The sequence below is a fragment of the Citrobacter sp. BIDMC107 genome (assembly GCF_001037575.1).
Taxonomy (GTDB): Bacteria; Pseudomonadota; Gammaproteobacteria; order Enterobacterales; family Enterobacteriaceae; genus Citrobacter; species Citrobacter freundii.
Genome location: NZ_KQ089848.1, coordinates 4,454,002 through 4,469,797, shown reverse-complemented (window position 1 = coordinate 4,469,797; position 15,796 = coordinate 4,454,002). Strand labels below are relative to the sequence as shown.

The 15,796-nt window shown below is 49.5% G+C and carries 13 protein-coding genes; 1 reads left to right on the top strand and 12 read right to left on the bottom strand.

Going from position 1 to position 15,796, the window contains the following annotated elements:
• From SK39_RS20780 to flhD, 7 genes are all read right to left on the bottom strand, one after another.
• A partial coding sequence (locus SK39_RS20780; RefSeq protein WP_048217431.1) for an autotransporter outer membrane beta-barrel domain-containing protein occupies nucleotides 1-2,610 on the bottom strand: 2,610 nt, incomplete at its 3' end.
• A 352-nt stretch (nucleotides 2,611-2,962) separates the two neighbouring features.
• Nucleotides 2,963-3,466, bottom strand: a complete 504-nt coding sequence (gene cheW / locus SK39_RS20775; RefSeq protein WP_003839146.1) for a chemotaxis protein CheW — start codon at nucleotides 3,464-3,466, stop codon at nucleotides 2,963-2,965.
• 20 nt (nucleotides 3,467-3,486) lie between these two features.
• Entirely contained in the window at nucleotides 3,487-5,523 is a 2,037-nt protein-coding gene (gene cheA / locus SK39_RS20770) for a chemotaxis protein CheA (protein WP_003034635.1), read from the bottom strand.
• A 4-nt stretch (nucleotides 5,524-5,527) separates the two neighbouring features.
• Nucleotides 5,528-6,457 (bottom strand): flagellar motor protein MotB, encoded by a 930-nt coding sequence (motB, locus tag SK39_RS20765; protein ID WP_003034631.1) that lies wholly within the window; start codon nucleotides 6,455-6,457, stop codon nucleotides 5,528-5,530.
• The gene (gene motA / locus SK39_RS20760; RefSeq protein ID WP_003034628.1) at nucleotides 6,454-7,341 is read right to left on the bottom strand and encodes a flagellar motor stator protein MotA; all 888 of its coding nucleotides are present in this window, start codon (nucleotides 7,339-7,341) and stop codon (nucleotides 6,454-6,456) included. The genes motB and motA overlap by 4 nt, the downstream gene beginning before the upstream one ends.
• A gap of 124 nt (nucleotides 7,342-7,465) precedes the next feature.
• Nucleotides 7,466-8,050 (bottom strand): flagellar transcriptional regulator FlhC, encoded by a 585-nt coding sequence (flhC, locus tag SK39_RS20755; protein WP_008785071.1) that lies wholly within the window; start codon nucleotides 8,048-8,050, stop codon nucleotides 7,466-7,468.
• Nucleotides 8,047-8,388, bottom strand: a complete 342-nt coding sequence (flhD, locus tag SK39_RS20750) for a flagellar transcriptional regulator FlhD (RefSeq protein WP_003034622.1) — start codon at nucleotides 8,386-8,388, stop codon at nucleotides 8,047-8,049. The genes flhC and flhD overlap by 4 nt, the downstream gene beginning before the upstream one ends.
• 793 nt (nucleotides 8,389-9,181) lie before the next feature.
• Between flhD and uspC the strand changes: the two genes are divergently transcribed.
• Nucleotides 9,182-9,610: a universal stress protein UspC gene (gene uspC, locus SK39_RS20745; protein WP_003034619.1), complete on the top strand. Its 429-nt coding sequence runs from the start codon at nucleotides 9,182-9,184 to the stop codon at nucleotides 9,608-9,610.
• Between the two features lie 17 nt (nucleotides 9,611-9,627).
• Here the strand turns inward: uspC and otsA are convergent, their stop codons facing one another.
• The 5 genes from otsA to SK39_RS20720 all read right to left on the bottom strand — a co-directional run bounded on the left by otsA (nucleotide 9,628) and on the right by SK39_RS20720 (nucleotide 15,623).
• Nucleotides 9,628-11,049 (bottom strand): alpha,alpha-trehalose-phosphate synthase, encoded by a 1,422-nt coding sequence (gene otsA / locus SK39_RS20740; protein WP_032936846.1) that lies wholly within the window; start codon nucleotides 11,047-11,049, stop codon nucleotides 9,628-9,630.
• Nucleotides 11,024-11,827 carry a trehalose-phosphatase gene (gene otsB, locus SK39_RS20735; RefSeq protein WP_003034610.1) on the bottom strand — a complete coding sequence of 268 codons (804 nt, stop codon included), beginning with the start codon at nucleotides 11,825-11,827 and terminating at the stop codon, nucleotides 11,024-11,026. The genes otsA and otsB overlap by 26 nt, the downstream gene beginning before the upstream one ends.
• Before the next feature lie 175 nt (nucleotides 11,828-12,002).
• Nucleotides 12,003-12,989 carry an L-arabinose ABC transporter permease AraH gene (gene araH / locus SK39_RS20730; protein WP_003034609.1) on the bottom strand — a complete coding sequence of 329 codons (987 nt, stop codon included), beginning with the start codon at nucleotides 12,987-12,989 and terminating at the stop codon, nucleotides 12,003-12,005.
• Nucleotides 12,990-13,003: 14 nt separating this feature from the next.
• Complete coding sequence (gene araG, locus SK39_RS20725) at nucleotides 13,004-14,518, bottom strand: arabinose ABC transporter ATP-binding protein AraG (protein ID WP_032936845.1); 1,515 nt, start codon at nucleotides 14,516-14,518, stop codon at nucleotides 13,004-13,006.
• Nucleotides 14,519-14,633: 115 nt separating this feature from the next.
• On the bottom strand, nucleotides 14,634-15,623 hold the full coding sequence (locus SK39_RS20720; RefSeq protein WP_003034602.1) for an arabinose ABC transporter substrate-binding protein: 990 nt from the start codon (nucleotides 15,621-15,623) through the stop codon (nucleotides 14,634-14,636).
• Between the last annotated feature and the right edge of the window lie 173 nt (nucleotides 15,624-15,796).

The following is a 15,796-nucleotide window of genomic DNA, read 5'->3' as shown; positions in this document are numbered from 1 at the left end:
CGGCGTAACATCATCGCCATCATCCGGGTATACCGGCGTGACATCACCGCCATCGTCCGGGTATACCGGCGTAACATCATCGCCATCATCCGGGTCTACCGGCGTAACATCATCGCCATCATCCGGGTCTACCGGCGTAACATCATCGCCATCATCCGGGTCTACCGGTGTAACATCGTCGCCATCATCCGGGTCTATCGGCGGGACAGCCTGCGAACGCAAATACCAGTCACCGCCATCTTCATACAATCGGTATTCATACAAACCTGTCTGCACCTGATTACCCTGAGTAAAAACGCCATCAGACTGACCGCCGACATCAATCACTTCAATACCTTTCGTTGTTAACGCCCCTTCTCCCCCGATATTATTGACATAGAGCGTCGTGCTACCGGAAGTATCACCTGTGATAATCACTTTATCCGTCGGTGAATTGTCATCCCCTAACTGCGTGTTCAGATAAAGATTACTGTTATCACCATGATAATTTCCATTAATCGTCAGCGTCTTGAACTGTCTGTCATGTGAAGGAGTATCAAATACAATATCTCCGGCATTATTTAATTGAGTTAAAGAAGAATCACCGGTAATTGTCCATTGCGTCTGTTCAGCCAGTGAGAGATTCAGCGAAGAGTCTACCGTTGGCTCGGTGTTAACAAACGTTTCCCCCACAAACCGCGAACCAGACGCCATATCCAGTGAAATACTGCCTTCGCCCGCGCTAATGATATTGCCCGTAATATCCATTACACCTGAACCAGTCACGGTCCCGCCGGGTAAGAGATTTCCCGCACTGTCGGTAACAACCGGAACAAAAATAGCGACACCATCCTGGGTTTTAATGGTGGTGTTACCGATCAGCGATATTGCCCCGCCCTGCTGAACCACCGCGCCATAACCATTTTCCCCACTCGCTGTCACATCAATGGTCAGGTTTTCACCATTAATTATTCCCGGACGGTTTAAATTATTACTTCCTATCGCCCAAAGCCCGTAAGGGTTATTTTGCCCACTCATGATAATATCGGTATTCGCGATATTAACCGTTGCGCCGTAGAACTGGGATGACACGCCGTAACCATCGATCGCGTAAATAACATTTCGATTGTCGGCATCCCCTTTAAAATCAAGAGTACTCCCGGAGGCCGCAGCGATACCGCTGGTCGCAGAGCCCGACCTGGCTGAACTTCTGCCGTCAACAACGCTGCCTGCACCAATCATCACATCGCCCCCCTGCGCAATGATGCCCACAGACTGGGCGGTATTGACGATAAGTGCATCCGCGTGGAATTCGCCCCCCGTCACCCAGAGAGTCGTCGCCTCTCCGGCTGCGCTTATGATGCTGTTTTGGCCTAAATCCATAAAACCTGTGTTCATTGATATTGCATTTACCTGAGACCCTGTTACATCAATCGTTAGATTATCAGCAATAAATTCAGAACCTTTTGCCGCGGGGTTTATCGTTACTCCAGCCCCATCATAGAACCCGGTGATTGAGATGGTCGATCCGCTGCCCAAATCAATGCGTGATCCGGCCTCATTAATAGCGATACCACGCGTGGTACACCCTCCTGTGCGGCAGTCCAGAGTCGTACTGATATTAATATCCATATTATTGGCGATTAACGTAGCATCAGGACCCATAACCGAGATACCTTCAGCAAGATCGGAGGTGCCATTGATAGTTACTCTGCTGTTATTTCCCAAATCAACATGATTATTTTTACCCAACTTTAAACCTGTCACAGAACCATAATCTGTTGCCAGTCCTGTTGCAGTGATAGTGAGTTGATCGGCATCTAATACACCATCAGTACCTATCTCAATACCGGTTACAATATTATTGCCCTCTACAACCACCTGGCTATTTTTACCTAAATCAATTTTAGCATTACCCGTGCTTTGAATCCCCCACGCGGTGTTGTCTTTACTCGTAGCATGGATAAAACCATTATCCATGGTGAAAGTACCACTCCCGCCTAATAAATAAACACCGCGGGCATCACCTATCCCACCAATACTATAATCAGTTTCGGTTATGGCTGTAATAGAACTTCCACTACCAAGATCGACGTTACTGTCTTTTCCTATATTTTTAAATCCATAAACATTATTTTTACCCGAAACGTCGATATTAATACCAGATGCTGTTACCTCTGTACCCGGGTTATTAGCTGAAATCAAAATTCCGGTAGTATTTTTACTTGAATTTTGTGTGCCATCCGTATCTGCGACATGAACTTCGGTATTCGTGCCTAAATCATTTTTGGTGCCATTATCCAGTGAAACCCCGGTAGACAGAGTTTCACCAGATACGTTGATAGTTGCTTTTCCTTCAATCTGTAAGCCATCACCGCCGGTCGTGATGCTCTCAACACCCGTGGTATTTGTTTGTCCACTAGCCGTAACGACTTCATTATCACTCAAAATAATTGATGCACCGTTTTGTGGGCCTAACTCTGCAGCATTAACAGCAGCAGTACTTATTAATGTTGCCAGGCCGGTTATTTTGATGCTATTACGCAGTCCATTATTACCGCGGGAAAACTCACCAGCAACCACAAACATATTACGCGCCGTACTCCAGACTATATTATATATAGCATTCATATTTAGTTCCCTCTACGCCAATAGAAAAATCAGGAGGCACAAATTCATTATATATTCATGAACAATATAAATTATTTCAACCAATTAATAATTTATATATTGCACTTGTAGATTATATTATATGCGCCAGCAAACAATAGATACTATAAGGACTTGCCAGTTTTAATTAAAGAAAAAAATACAAATAAACCAAGCAAATGAAATAACAATAAACATTCAAAACCAAAATAAAACAACCATTATTACTTGGCTTCCCTACACACAAAATTAAAAGCAAAACGCCCTCCATATTGTGGAGGGCGTTTAATAACTGCCAGCTAAATATTACAGAGAATGATAATATTGACTACCTTTATGCCATATGCGATGCGGCAATATCCAGCAGCGCCATTTCTTCGCTGTTCAGCAGCTTCTCAATGTTGACCAGGATCAGCATCCGGTCACCCAGCGCACCCAATCCCGTCAAATATTCCGTCGACAGCGTGACCGCAAACTCCGGTGCCGGACGGATTTGATCCGTTGTCAGCGACAGCACATCCGAAACGCCATCCACCACAATCCCAACCACCCGCTGACCCAGGTTCAGCACAATCACCACGGTGTTTTCGTTGTAATCCACATCACTCTGGCTAAATTTCACGCGCAGGTCGACGATAGGCACAATCACACCACGCAGGTTCGTGACGCCTTTGATAAATGCAGGCGTGTTAGCGATGCGCGTCACCTGATCATAACCACGGATTTCCTGCACTTTCAGGATATCGATACCGTACTCTTCATCCCCCAGCGTAAACACGAGGAATTCCTGACCTGACGGTTCGCCGGCCAGTTTAGTTACATTACTCATACCGGTCATATTATTCCCTTCTCACTCAATCAGGCGGCTGTGATCGCCACACGTTGTTCGCGGTTTAATCCCTGCAATGCAGAGACATCGACAATCAGCGCGACGCTGCCGTCGCCGAGGATCGTTGCTGCAGAAATACCTGGCACTTTGCGGTAGTTGCTTTCCAGGTTTTTGACCACTACCTGGTGTTGGCCAATTAACTGATCGACCAGCAGCGCATAGCGACGCCCTGCACTTTGTAAAATAACCACAATGCCCTGAGTCGCTTCAGTTTTAGCGCCTTCAACCTCAAAGACCTTCCACAACTCAACCAGCGGTAAATATTCGCCACGCACTTCCAGAACGCGTTCGCCTCCGGCCAACGGATGGAGATCTTCTTCGCGCGGTTGCAGCGATTCCATAACGGCATTTAGTGGCAGAATGAAGACCTCATCCGCCACGCGCACGGACATCCCATCGAGGATCGCCAGCGTCAGCGGCAGCAGAATGCGAATAGTGGTCCCCTGTCCCTGTTTGGACTGGATCTCAACATGGCCGCCCATCTCCTGGATATTTCGCTTCACCACATCCATACCCACGCCGCGTCCAGAGACATCCGTCACCTGTTCGGCGGTCGAAAAGCCTGGAGCGAAGATCAACATACCCACTTCGTCATCGCTCATGTTTTCGTGGATCGGCATGCCCTGGGAGATAGCTTTGGCCAGGATACGTTCGCGGTTCAGGCCAGCGCCATCATCGGTCACTTCAATACAAATATTCCCACCCTGGTGCTCGGCGGAAAGCGTCAGATTGCCGATTGGGCTTTTGCCGGATTCAAGGCGTTTTTCCGGCAGTTCGATACCATGGTCGAGGCTGTTACGCACCAGGTGCGTCAACGGATCGATGATGCGTTCAATCAGGCTCTTATCGAGTTCGGTTGAGCTACCTACCTGCGTCAGTTCGACCTGTTTACCCAGCTTACCGGCCAGATCGCGCACCAAACGAGGGAAACGACTGAACACATACTCCATTGGCATCATACGAATCGACATCACCGACTCTTGCAAATCGCGGGCGTTACGTTGTAACTGACCCATGCTGGTGATGAGATCGCCATGATTGACGGGATCCAGTTCGTTAGATCGCTGGGCCAGCATCGACTGGGTGATCACCAACTCACCGACCAGGTTAATGAGCTGATCGACCTTCTCAACCGCTACGCGGATGCTGGTCGACTCGCTGGCGCGGGCTGGTTTTTCACGCTCCGCGCGCCCATGTGGCGCTTCACTGGCGGCGGCTTTCACCGCTGGCGCAACGGCAACCGGCTGCGGCTTCGCGACAACGGCTACCTCTTCAGTTTCAACGGTCGCGGGCGCTGCGCTGACGGTTTCGAATTCAATTTGGTCAGCTTCAATGACAAAGCAGAGTACTGCAATGATGTCATCTTCTGCGAGGTTGCCATCAAGCGTAGCTGACAGCGTGTCGCTTCCTTTTACCACATCGGTTAAGGTCGCCAGGTTCCCCAGTTCCTCTTCCAGCAAATCCACTTCGCTGGCTTTCAGACGCGAGAGAGTAATGCGTTTTTTGCTCTCTTCACTGGCGAGTTCAGGCTTTGCAACCGCCTCTTCCTGCATCGCGGTGCTATCAACAACGCTCAGTTTTGCTGAGTTGACAACTGACGGTGCGGTTTCACCTTTCGCTTCGAGCGCTAACTGCCGTAACGCCTGGCAAATGTACTCAAAACTGTCGGCATCAGGCTCCACTGAGCTTTTATAGGCGTCGAGCTGTTCCTGCATAATATCTTTCGTTTCCAAAAACAGGTTGATAATGTCGGCATTGAGCTGCATCTCGCCACGCCGCGCTTCATCCAGCAGGTTTTCCATCAGATGGGTCGTTTCCTGCAAAATGGTAAAGCCGAAGGTGCCCGCCCCGCCTTTAATCGAGTGCGCTGCACGAAAAATGGCATTCAGCTGTTCGGAGTCCGGGGCTTCAGGAACCAAATCAAGAAGGTGTTGCTCCATATCAGCCAACAGTTCGTCAGCTTCATCAAAAAATGTCTGATAAAAATCGCTAATATCCATGCTCACGCTATCACCTCGGATTGGCTGGTGGCGATGTGGGAACGCTTACCGGCGGGAGTTCCGCTGGCCGTTGTAAGACACTTACCGGCTCATTCTGGCTTTCAGCGTTTTCATGCAAAATGGCCTCTTCTGCCTGCTTATTGAGAACCAGCAGGCTAATACGGCGGTTGATAGCGTCTTCAGGACCGCGATCGCTCAGACGCATCGTGGCGGCCATACCTACCACACGTAATACTTTTCCATCATCCAGACCGCCGCTAACCAGCTCGCGACGCGATGCATTTGCGCGATCGGCAGACAATTCCCAGTTGCTGTATCCTTTCTCACCATTCGCGTAAGGATAATCATCCGTGTGACCGGAAAGGCTGATCCGGTTAGGGATCCCGTTGAGCACTGGTGCAATCGCGCGCAGGATATCGCGCATGTACGGCTCAACTTCAGCACTACCGGTCTTAAACATTGGGCGATTCTGACTGTCGATAATCTGTATCCGCAGCCCTTCCTGAACTAAATCAATCTTTAAATGCGGACGCAGCGCTCGCAGTTTGGGATCGGATTCAATCAGTTGATCGAGATCGCCACGAAGTTTGCTCAAGCGGCTCTGTTCCATACGTTTTCTCAGGTCATCAATATTCGGCTGCTTGTTCACCTCACCCTGCTGCTGGGTGTAATCATCCCCGCCGCCTGGAATCGGGCTTTGGCTATTCGAAATACGATTTCCCCCGGTCACCGCGGTGGCCAGCGGTGTACGGAAATATTCGGCAATCTGGATCAATTCTTTAGGGCTGGATATAGAAATGAGCCACATCACCAGAAAGAAGGCCATCATCGCGGTCATAAAATCGGCGTAGGCGATTTTCCACGAGCCATGCGCCCCACCACCGTGATTCTTATGTTTGCGTCGCTTTACAACGATAATGGGATGGGCCTGATTTTTCATGCGTCCTCGGTCGTCTGTTGCGCAGTTGGATTTCTCACCGCACGAACATGTTCTTCCAGTTCGATAAACGAAGGACGTTCGCTGGAGTACAGAGTCTTACGACCGAATTCAACGGCAATCGGCGGCGCGTAGCCATTCAGATTGGAGAGCAGCGTTATCTTCACGCACTGCATCATTTTGGTTGTTTCAGCGCTTTTCTGGCGCAGAACGCTGGCAAGCGGAGAAATAAATCCATAGGCCAGCAAAATACCGAGGAATGTTCCCACCATCGCATGCGCAATCAACGCCCCCAGCTCTGCTGCCGGGCGATCGGCAGAAGCCAGTGCATGCACAACACCCATAACGGCCGCGACGATCCCGAATGCCGGCAGTGAGTCGCCGACCATCGCCAGACTATTAGCCGGAACTTCGGCCTCACTCTCATGAGTCTCAATTTCTTCGTCCATCAGCGCTTCAATTTCAAACGTATTCATATTGCCGCTGATAATCAGGCGCAGATAATCGACAATAAAATCAAGCATTACGGCATCGGCAAGAATGCGCGGATAGCTAGCGAAGATTTCACTTTCTTTTGGGTTTTCGATGTCGCGCTCAAGCGAGAACATGCCCTGTTGACGTGACTTGGCCATCAGGCGATACAGGAGCGCCAGCAGATCCATATACATCGCTTTGGTGTATTTCGAACGACGGAAAAGCAGCGGGATCGCTTTCATCGTCCCTTTGATGGCTTTCCCGTTATTGCCGACGATGAATGCCCCAATACCCGCGCCACCGATAATCACCAGCTCAGCCGGTTGATAGAGTGCCCCAAGGTGTCCGCCGGTCATCATGTAACCGCCGAAAACTGTACCAATAACAACCAGGTAACCTAATAAGATAAGCACGACATCATCCTTTCGCAATTGACTATGACAGGATGCGCAGTCGGGCAATTAACGTAAGGTCAGGACAAAAAAAAGCAGCGGTAATCGCTTACCGCTGCTGGAGTGTTCATCCACACCGTATCAGTTAAACAGCCTGTTCGATCTGTTCATCCAGCAGTTGTGGAATAATATCGGCAGCATTCTGGGAAAGTTTACGTCTTTTTACGGCCCTTGATGGCGGCTGGCATAAACTACAGGCAAAGCTGCCTGCGGGTTGGTGTGCATGGGTGATAAAATTCCCACCGCAACAATTGCATTGGGACAACTCCAGCAATCCGCTGTCGACAAATCGCACCAGCGTCCACGCGCGAGTTAACGCCAGCAATGGCCCTTCTTCAGGCTGCGGACACTGCTCAAGATATAACCGATACGCCTTAATTACGGCATCCACGCCGCTACAGAGACCCGTTTTGAGCAGGAATTGCCATGCATTGCAAAACATCGACGCATGAATATTTTGTTCCCACGTCATAAACCAGTCGGTGGAAAACGGGAGCATCCCTTTTGGCGGAGGACTACCGCGTAATTCTTTGTACAGCTTGATTAATCGACCACGGCTTAATTGCGTTTCGCTTTCCAGCATTTGCAAACGGGCGCCCAATGTGATTAATTCCATTGCCAACTGGATATCACGCGCTTCCTGAACAATGCTTTTTTCGCTCATCATCAAGCCCTTTTCTTACGTGCTGCATCATCGATGTCGCTTAACAGGCGTGTGGAAAGCATAATACCAGTATGGATTTGCTGAAGATCGTCAACGCGGGAGTCTTGCGTCAGGCGAGTAACAGTCTGGTGATCGTCGAAACGGAAATGACATACCAGTTGGTTTGTTTCGGCCAGTTTGACCATTTGAGGAAGTGTTAATGTTGCCAACGTGTCCGCCATTTCCTCGCTGATACCAAGGCGAAACATCGCAGATGCTTTGTCCTGAACGATCAAACGCTGTGCAAGCAATAAATATGACAAATTGATGTCATAAATGTGTTTCAGCAACTCGGATGTATGCATTATTTGCATCCATAATAACCAACATTGTTTTCATGCGGTAAAACCGCACCCCGTGATGTCGCCGGGAAGGCCCGGTAAAAAAAAGCAAAAGGTCAAATACATAGCAGCGTAACGACACTTACGCGTCGTCTAAACAATCCCTTTTAAGAAGGCAGCGTCCCTTACAAGCTCACATCAATTCTTACAAATGTCTAAGATTTTTCCTAATTCGACGCAACTCTACCCGCCGTCAGTTACACATACAACGGAGCTATGCTGCGAATTTAAAGAATATGTGATCAAGATCACATAAACCAGCCAAACACTTAACATAAATCCATCAGCGTGGCTTTTACTTTGCTTATTTCTTAACCTTCCATTATCCATTTCGATTCCTGATGTACGAATATTCTTGCAATAAAAGCGAAAAGTATTATGTTCACGACCGTTAATATCACCCCGTGAAATAGCGAGCTGGATCACATATTTAACTCAAAAAACTTTTTTAATTAAATTCTTTATAAACAATGACTTAAATATTTAGAGCGATTAATTAATACCGCGATGTGACGACCTTGCAAATGTTAATGTATGTTTATTTTTTATTAACACATTGTTTTCATTAGCCGTGGGTTTTACTTAAGTTACCTAAACATATCTGCAACCAATATGAATCGATTATTCTATTTATAAGAATAATTAATGAATAATCATGATGACATTCACACTATGAAGGAAGGAAACGTTGCAGTATGGAGTAAGCTGAGTAAAGCTGAAAAGCCCCCTCATAATTCTTGAAAAAAAGGAGCGAGTTATGAGCTATTCGCACATTCTTGTTGCTGTTGCCGCCACCCCTGAAAGTCAGCAGTTGTTAGACAAGGCGGTTTCTATCGCTCGCCCTGTCAACGCCCGAATTAGCCTGATTACACTGGTCTCAGACCCCGAACTGTATAACCAGTTTGCAGCTCCCATGCTGGAAGACCTGCGTGAAGTCATGCAGGAAGAAACTCAGGATTTTATCGACAAACTTAGCAAAGAAGCAGAATACCCCATTGAGCATACCTTTATTACCTATGGGGCTCTGAATGAACATATCCTGGATGTATGCCGCAAATACGCCATTGACCTGGTCATTTACGGCAACCATAACCACAGTTTTTTTTCACGCGCTTCCTGTTCAGCGAAAAGCGTGATTCATACCAGCCAGGTGGACGTTCTTCTGGTTCCGCTAGCCGGAGATTAATACACAGCGCCAGGACTTCATGCGAGTTTAGAACAGGAAGAAATATTGTCTGGCAGTTGGCATTGACTCCGACGCGGCGTGACTGTTTTAAGATCACTGATGAACGTCGCCTGCCAGTTGTCGATATCGTTTTTAACGATAGTCTCAAGCATTTCAGCGTGGCGCGAGATGCGTTCGGTAAGTGGCATCGTCAGCGCCTGGTTTAATGCGCCTGCCACTTCATCCCGGTCATAAGGATTAACAATAAGCGCAGAGGTTAGCTCATTCGCCGCCCCGGCAAATTGCGATAAAACCAGCACGCCAGGGTTAGCAGGATCCTGTGCGGCCACAAACTCTTTCGCCACCAGGTTCATACCATCGCGCAACGGGGTCACCAATCCTACGTCAGAGTAGCGGAAGATCTTCATCAGCAATTTACGATCAAAGTACTGGTTCAGATAGTAAAGCGGCGTCCAGCCCAGTTGCCCATATTTGCCGTTGATTCGCCCTGCTTCTGTTTCCAGTTGGTGGCGAATATCCTGATAGGCCTGCACCTCTTCACGCGAGGTCGGCGCTATCTGCGTATAGCGAATTTTACCGTGGTGCTGCGGATAATGTTCCAGTAAGGCCTCGTAGGCCTGAAAGCGCTCCGGCAAGCCTTTGGAATAATCCAGACGCTCCACGGAGAAAATATTCTGCACATTTTTAAGCTCCGCTTTTAGCTGCGCCAGTTTTGGCGGCAGCGGCCCGGACGCCTGTCGTGCAATCTCATCAGGTTCGATACCGATGGGATAGACCTGAGTGCGAAACGCTTTTCCCCATGCCAGGTGCTGCTTATCTTTATGCGTGGACACCCGAGTCTGGGCTGCGAGACAGTCCAGAAAAGCCTGGCGATCGTTTTCGGTCTGGAAACCAAGTAAATCAAAGTCACACATTTGCTCAAGTAGCGCCAGATATGGAGGGAGCGCATTAAAAATTTCCGGCGTCGGAAAAGGAATATGCAGGAAAAAACCGATGCGGTTATTCACACCGCGCTTACGTAACTCGCAGGCAAACGGCAACAGATGGTAATCATGAATCCAGATGATGTCGTCATCGCCAAGCAGCGGCAGAAGTTTATCTACCAGTAAGGCATTAACCCGTTGGTAGCCTTCCCAGGCAGAGCGCTGAAACTGAACTAAATCCAGTCGATAGTGAAATGCGGGCCATAAAACCGCATTTGAAAACTGGCAGTAATACTCTTCGTAATCTTGCTCACTCAAATTAAACGAGGCCCAGGTGATATTGCCACGCGTGACTTTTTTTAACGGTTTATCCTCATTACCTGTATCACCACTCCAGCCAAACCACAGACCACCAGCAGCTTTTAACGCGCCCAGTACACCGACCGCGAGCCCACCCGCGCTCCCTTTGTCATCTGGTGAGGCGATACGATTAGATACTACGACTAAACGACTCATAGCCACCTCTTCTGTTATTCGTTGCTTTCGATTCTTGCTGTGAAGAGTTAATTTGCTCCAGCCAGCGCCAGACATCCCTGACGCCATCCAGACGCCATGTCGCCTGCGTCGGCCCGATCCCCACCTTCACGGAAATACCGCCAGCGCGGTTAACCACAGCAAATCCTGTTTCATCTGTCAGATCATCACCGAAAAACACAGGGATCCGGCCAGCAAAAGGCGCTTCCTGCATAAATGCAGCTATCGCGTCGCCTTTATTGCTGCCCTTAGGCTTTATTTCCACGACACATTTTCCGTGCTGCAGAGCAAGCTGCGGCCATCTGCGCGTGATGCGTTCAGCCAGGGTAATCAGCGCAGCTTCGTGTTCGGGTGCCTGGCGATAGTGCAACGCGAAAGCCATACCTTTGGTTTCCAGCGTCGTCCCCGGTAACGTCACTAACGCTGCGTGTAATAAAGCCCCAGCTTCACGCTCGATACCTTCAGGCAGGTGTACTATGTGCGTTTGACCATTGATGTCACGGCGTTCTGCCCCATGCACTCCGGCAAGCGGAAAACGAAACGGAGTAGTGAGTGCGTCAAGCTCAACCATTGAGCGCCCTGAAATCAATGCCAGCGCATCCGCATTATGCGTCGCTAACTGATGTAAACATTGCAGGATTGCCTTAGGGACAACGACCTGGTCGGGAAAGGGTTTAATCTCAGCAAGTGTCCCATCGAGATCAAAAAAGTAAGCACAGTTTACAGATTGTTCAGGGGGTAAGATCAGTGATGCTGTCACCCGGTTATCCTCCTCATCATAGTCAGAACGCCACGCGGATCGCGGCGTATAGATGATGTATGACGGATATAAGTATAGACAGTGTGACCATGCTCGCCATTTGGAAAAACAATCGCCAGCCGGGTAGCGGCTGGCGATGGGCAGAAGCTAGACTAAAAAGTTAGGGTTTAAATCATCAAACGGTACGCTTCGCTTTTTGCTTGTAACGGTCGAAGATCACCGCCGCCAGCAGGATGAGGCCACGTACCACATACTGCGCGAACGGAGAGATATTCAGCAGGTTCATCGCATTCTCAACCGTACCCAGGATTAACACCCCGGCCACCACATATGAGATTTTTCCGATGCCACCTTTAAGCGAAACGCCCCCTAACACGCAGGCTGAAATCACGATCAACTCATAACCGATTGAGGTCATTGGCTGGCCGCTGGTCATACGCGATGCGAGGATAATCCCGGCAATGGCGGATACCAGACCGGAAAGAATAAAGATAATAATCTTGGTACGAACAACAGGAACCCCTGCCAGGCGCGCCGCCTCTTCATTGCCCCCAATGGCCAGCGTATTACGACCAAACGTGGTTTTGTTCAGCAGTAAACCAAAGACAATGAAACAAACGACAGTGATCCAGATAGGCGCAGGCAGACCAAACCAGTTAGCATAACCGAGTGTAAAGAAACGCTCGTCTTCAATCCCGACAGCCTTACCGTCGGAGATAATATAAGCCAGACCACGTACAATCTGCATCGTCGCAAGAGTAGTGATCAGGGCGTTAATTTTTAACCGCGCAATCACGAACCCATTCACCAGGCCACACAGAATACCGAGCAGCAGTCCGGCAGCCACGCCAATCCACAAACTTTCAGTCATGTTAATGACTACGGCAGTGGTAACACCAGCACAAGCAATCACAGATGCGACAGACAGGTCGAAATCACCGGATGCCAGACAAAACAGCATCCCACACGCGACCATGCCCGACATCGATACTGCCAGTCCCAGTCCCTTCATATTGATGAAGGTGGCAAAGTTTGGCACAAACAGGGAACAAACGAGGAACAGCACGGCGAACACCACCAGCATACCGTATTGATCCCAAATGCGGCCCAGATTTAGCGCCGACTTCGCTGCGCCAGAACCCGATGTAGAAACGGAAGACATCATACTCTCCTTATTCAGGCTACAGCCTGGCTGACTTTAGGCATAGCAAGGCTCAACGCCTGGCGCTCATCCGCCTGTTCATGAAGTAACTCACCGGCAATTTCGCCTTCTCTCATCACCACAATACGATCGGCGACACCGAGCACTTCTGGCAGGTCACTGGAAGCAAACAATACGGCCACACCGCGCGCTGCGAGGGCATAAATCACGTTGTAAATTTCATGCTTGGCGCCTACATCAATGCCGCGTGTAGGCTCATCCAACAAAATCACCTTCATCTCTTCCGATAACCAACGACCGAGGATAGCCTTCTGTTGATTACCGCCGGAGAGATTCATGATCAGTTGCTCTGCACCCGGTGTTTTGATGTTGAGTGAACGAATATGGTGATCGGCATTGGTCTCTTCCCAGCCGTTGTTGATCACGCATCCCCCCAGAACATGCTTACGTCGTGCACTAATGTTGATGTTGTTGCGCACTGAATGGACCGGAATGATCCCTTCGGCTTTGCGATCCTCCGGGCACAGCATCATCCCTGCTTCAATGGCATGGCTTGGTTTACGGATATCGATAGGCTGTTCATCAATAAATACCTGGCCCGCCGTGATACGCGTACCACCGAACAGTCCTTTCATTAATTCGCTACGTCCGGCCCCCACCAGGCCAAACAGCCCGACAATTTCACCGCTTCGCACGGATAAACTGATTGGCGTACGCACGCCCGGGGCTTTTACTTCATGCAACCGCAGACGCTCTGTGCCATACGGTCTGGATTTCCAGCCATAGATATCCCCGAGGTCGCGCCCGACCATCGCCTGCACCAGCGCGTCGTGATCGACCTGCTGCATATCCGTGAACGTTTTGACGTAATGACCATCCTTAAACACAGTGATGGCATCGCTGAGAGCAAAAATCTCCTCCATACGGTGCGAAACGTACAGAATGATGCGTCCTTCGTTGCGCAGCTCACGGATGACACGAAACAGATTCTCAATCTCACGAGCCGACAGGGAGCTGGTCGGTTCATCAAAGGCGATAATTTTGGCATTTCGCGCCAGCGCTTTTGCAATCTCCACCATCTGCCACTGACCAATGGAGAGGTATTTCAATGGGGTATCGGGATCGATATCCATTCCCAGATGCTTCAGCTGGATTCCTGCTTCATAGTTCAGCAGCGAGCGGTTCACAATCCCGCCTTTGTGCGGTAACTGCCCTAAATAAATATTCTCGGCAACGGTCATTTCCGGGACAAGATGCAGTTCCTGATAAATAATGGCGACGCCGGCGCTGAGCGCGGCAGTGGTATCCGCGAAGGAAACTTCTTGTCCGCGGATCGTCAATGATCCCGTCGTTGGCGCATAGTTACCGCTGAGAATTTTTAAGAGTGTTGATTTCCCGGCGCCATTTTCGCCCATCAGCGCATGCACCTGTCCGGCATAGCAGTCGAAACTGATATCCGTCAGCGCCTTAACGCCGGGGAACGTTTTGCCAATGCCGCGAAATGAGAGATACGGGGTAGACTGTTGCATAACGTCTCCGTGAGTCAGATCTTTATGCCGGAGGGGGGCTTTGCCTCATCCGGCCTTCTGAGGACGCAATTCGTAGGCCGGATAAGACGCGTTGACGTCACATCCGGCATTTGTGTTACTTACCGCCTAAGCCTTTCTTCGCCAGCTCTTCTTTGAAGTTATCGCGGGTAATCAGCACCACATCCGTCACTTCAGTGAATGCCGGTGGCTCTGCACCTTTCGTTACCCAGTTGTAGAGCATTTCACTGGACTTGTAGCCGTGAACGTCCGGGCTTGGCAGCAGTGAACCGTAGAACCCGGTCGCTTCGCCTTTAGACAGTTCGCTAACCGCGTCAACGCCGTTAATCCCGATACCAATCACGTTTGGCGCTTTGAAGCCCTGCCCTTCGGTTGCACGTACGCCGCCCAGCACGGTGTTGTCGTTCATGCCGACAATCAGCCAGTGTTTGACTTCAGGATGCTGAACCAGCATGGAGTTAGCGGCGTCGAATGCGCCGGGGATGTCATTCGATTTTGTTGGGACCTGGTAAATCTGTTTTTCCGGGAAGCCTGCGGCTTTAAGCGCTTCCATTGAACCAGAAGTACGACGACGTGCGGTATCCAGTTCGTTGGCGGTAATGGCCATTACGGCGGTGGATTTCACATCCCAACCGCGTTTTTGCATCTCCTTGTACAGCTCCTGGCCCTGGCGCTCACCAATTTTGGTTGCCGCCATCATCACCAGCGGTACGGTATCCATCGGCTTACCTTTGGCGTTGGCAAACTGGTCATCGACGGCAATGACTTTCATATCGTAGCCACGCGCCTTAGCCATAATGGCTGGCCCCAGTTTTGGGTCTGGCGTACAAATAACAAACCCTTTTGCTCCACTTGCAGCCAGGCTGTCGATGGCGTTAAGGGTTTTCTCACCATCCGGGACGGCAATTTTAATCACCTCAAAACCAAGGTCTTTACCGGCTTTATCGGCAAATTTCCATTCAGTCTGGAACCACGGTTCTTCCGGCTGTTTGACCAGGAAACCGAGCTTCATGGATTCAGCGATAGCGGATTGTGACATAATGGCCGCCAGACCGATGGCAGCCAGCGCTTTAGTGAATTTGTGCATGGTTAACTCCAGCTTTAACGTTCTTTTATGTAGGGTAAAATCAGACGATTTTTTGTAATTCGGACGTAAAACAAGGCATTACCTTTTATTGATAAGATCAATGCCAGTGCTGAGAGTATTTGTAGCGGGAAATTGATTCTCCATAAGAGAGCGGCATCACACCACAGAATTAC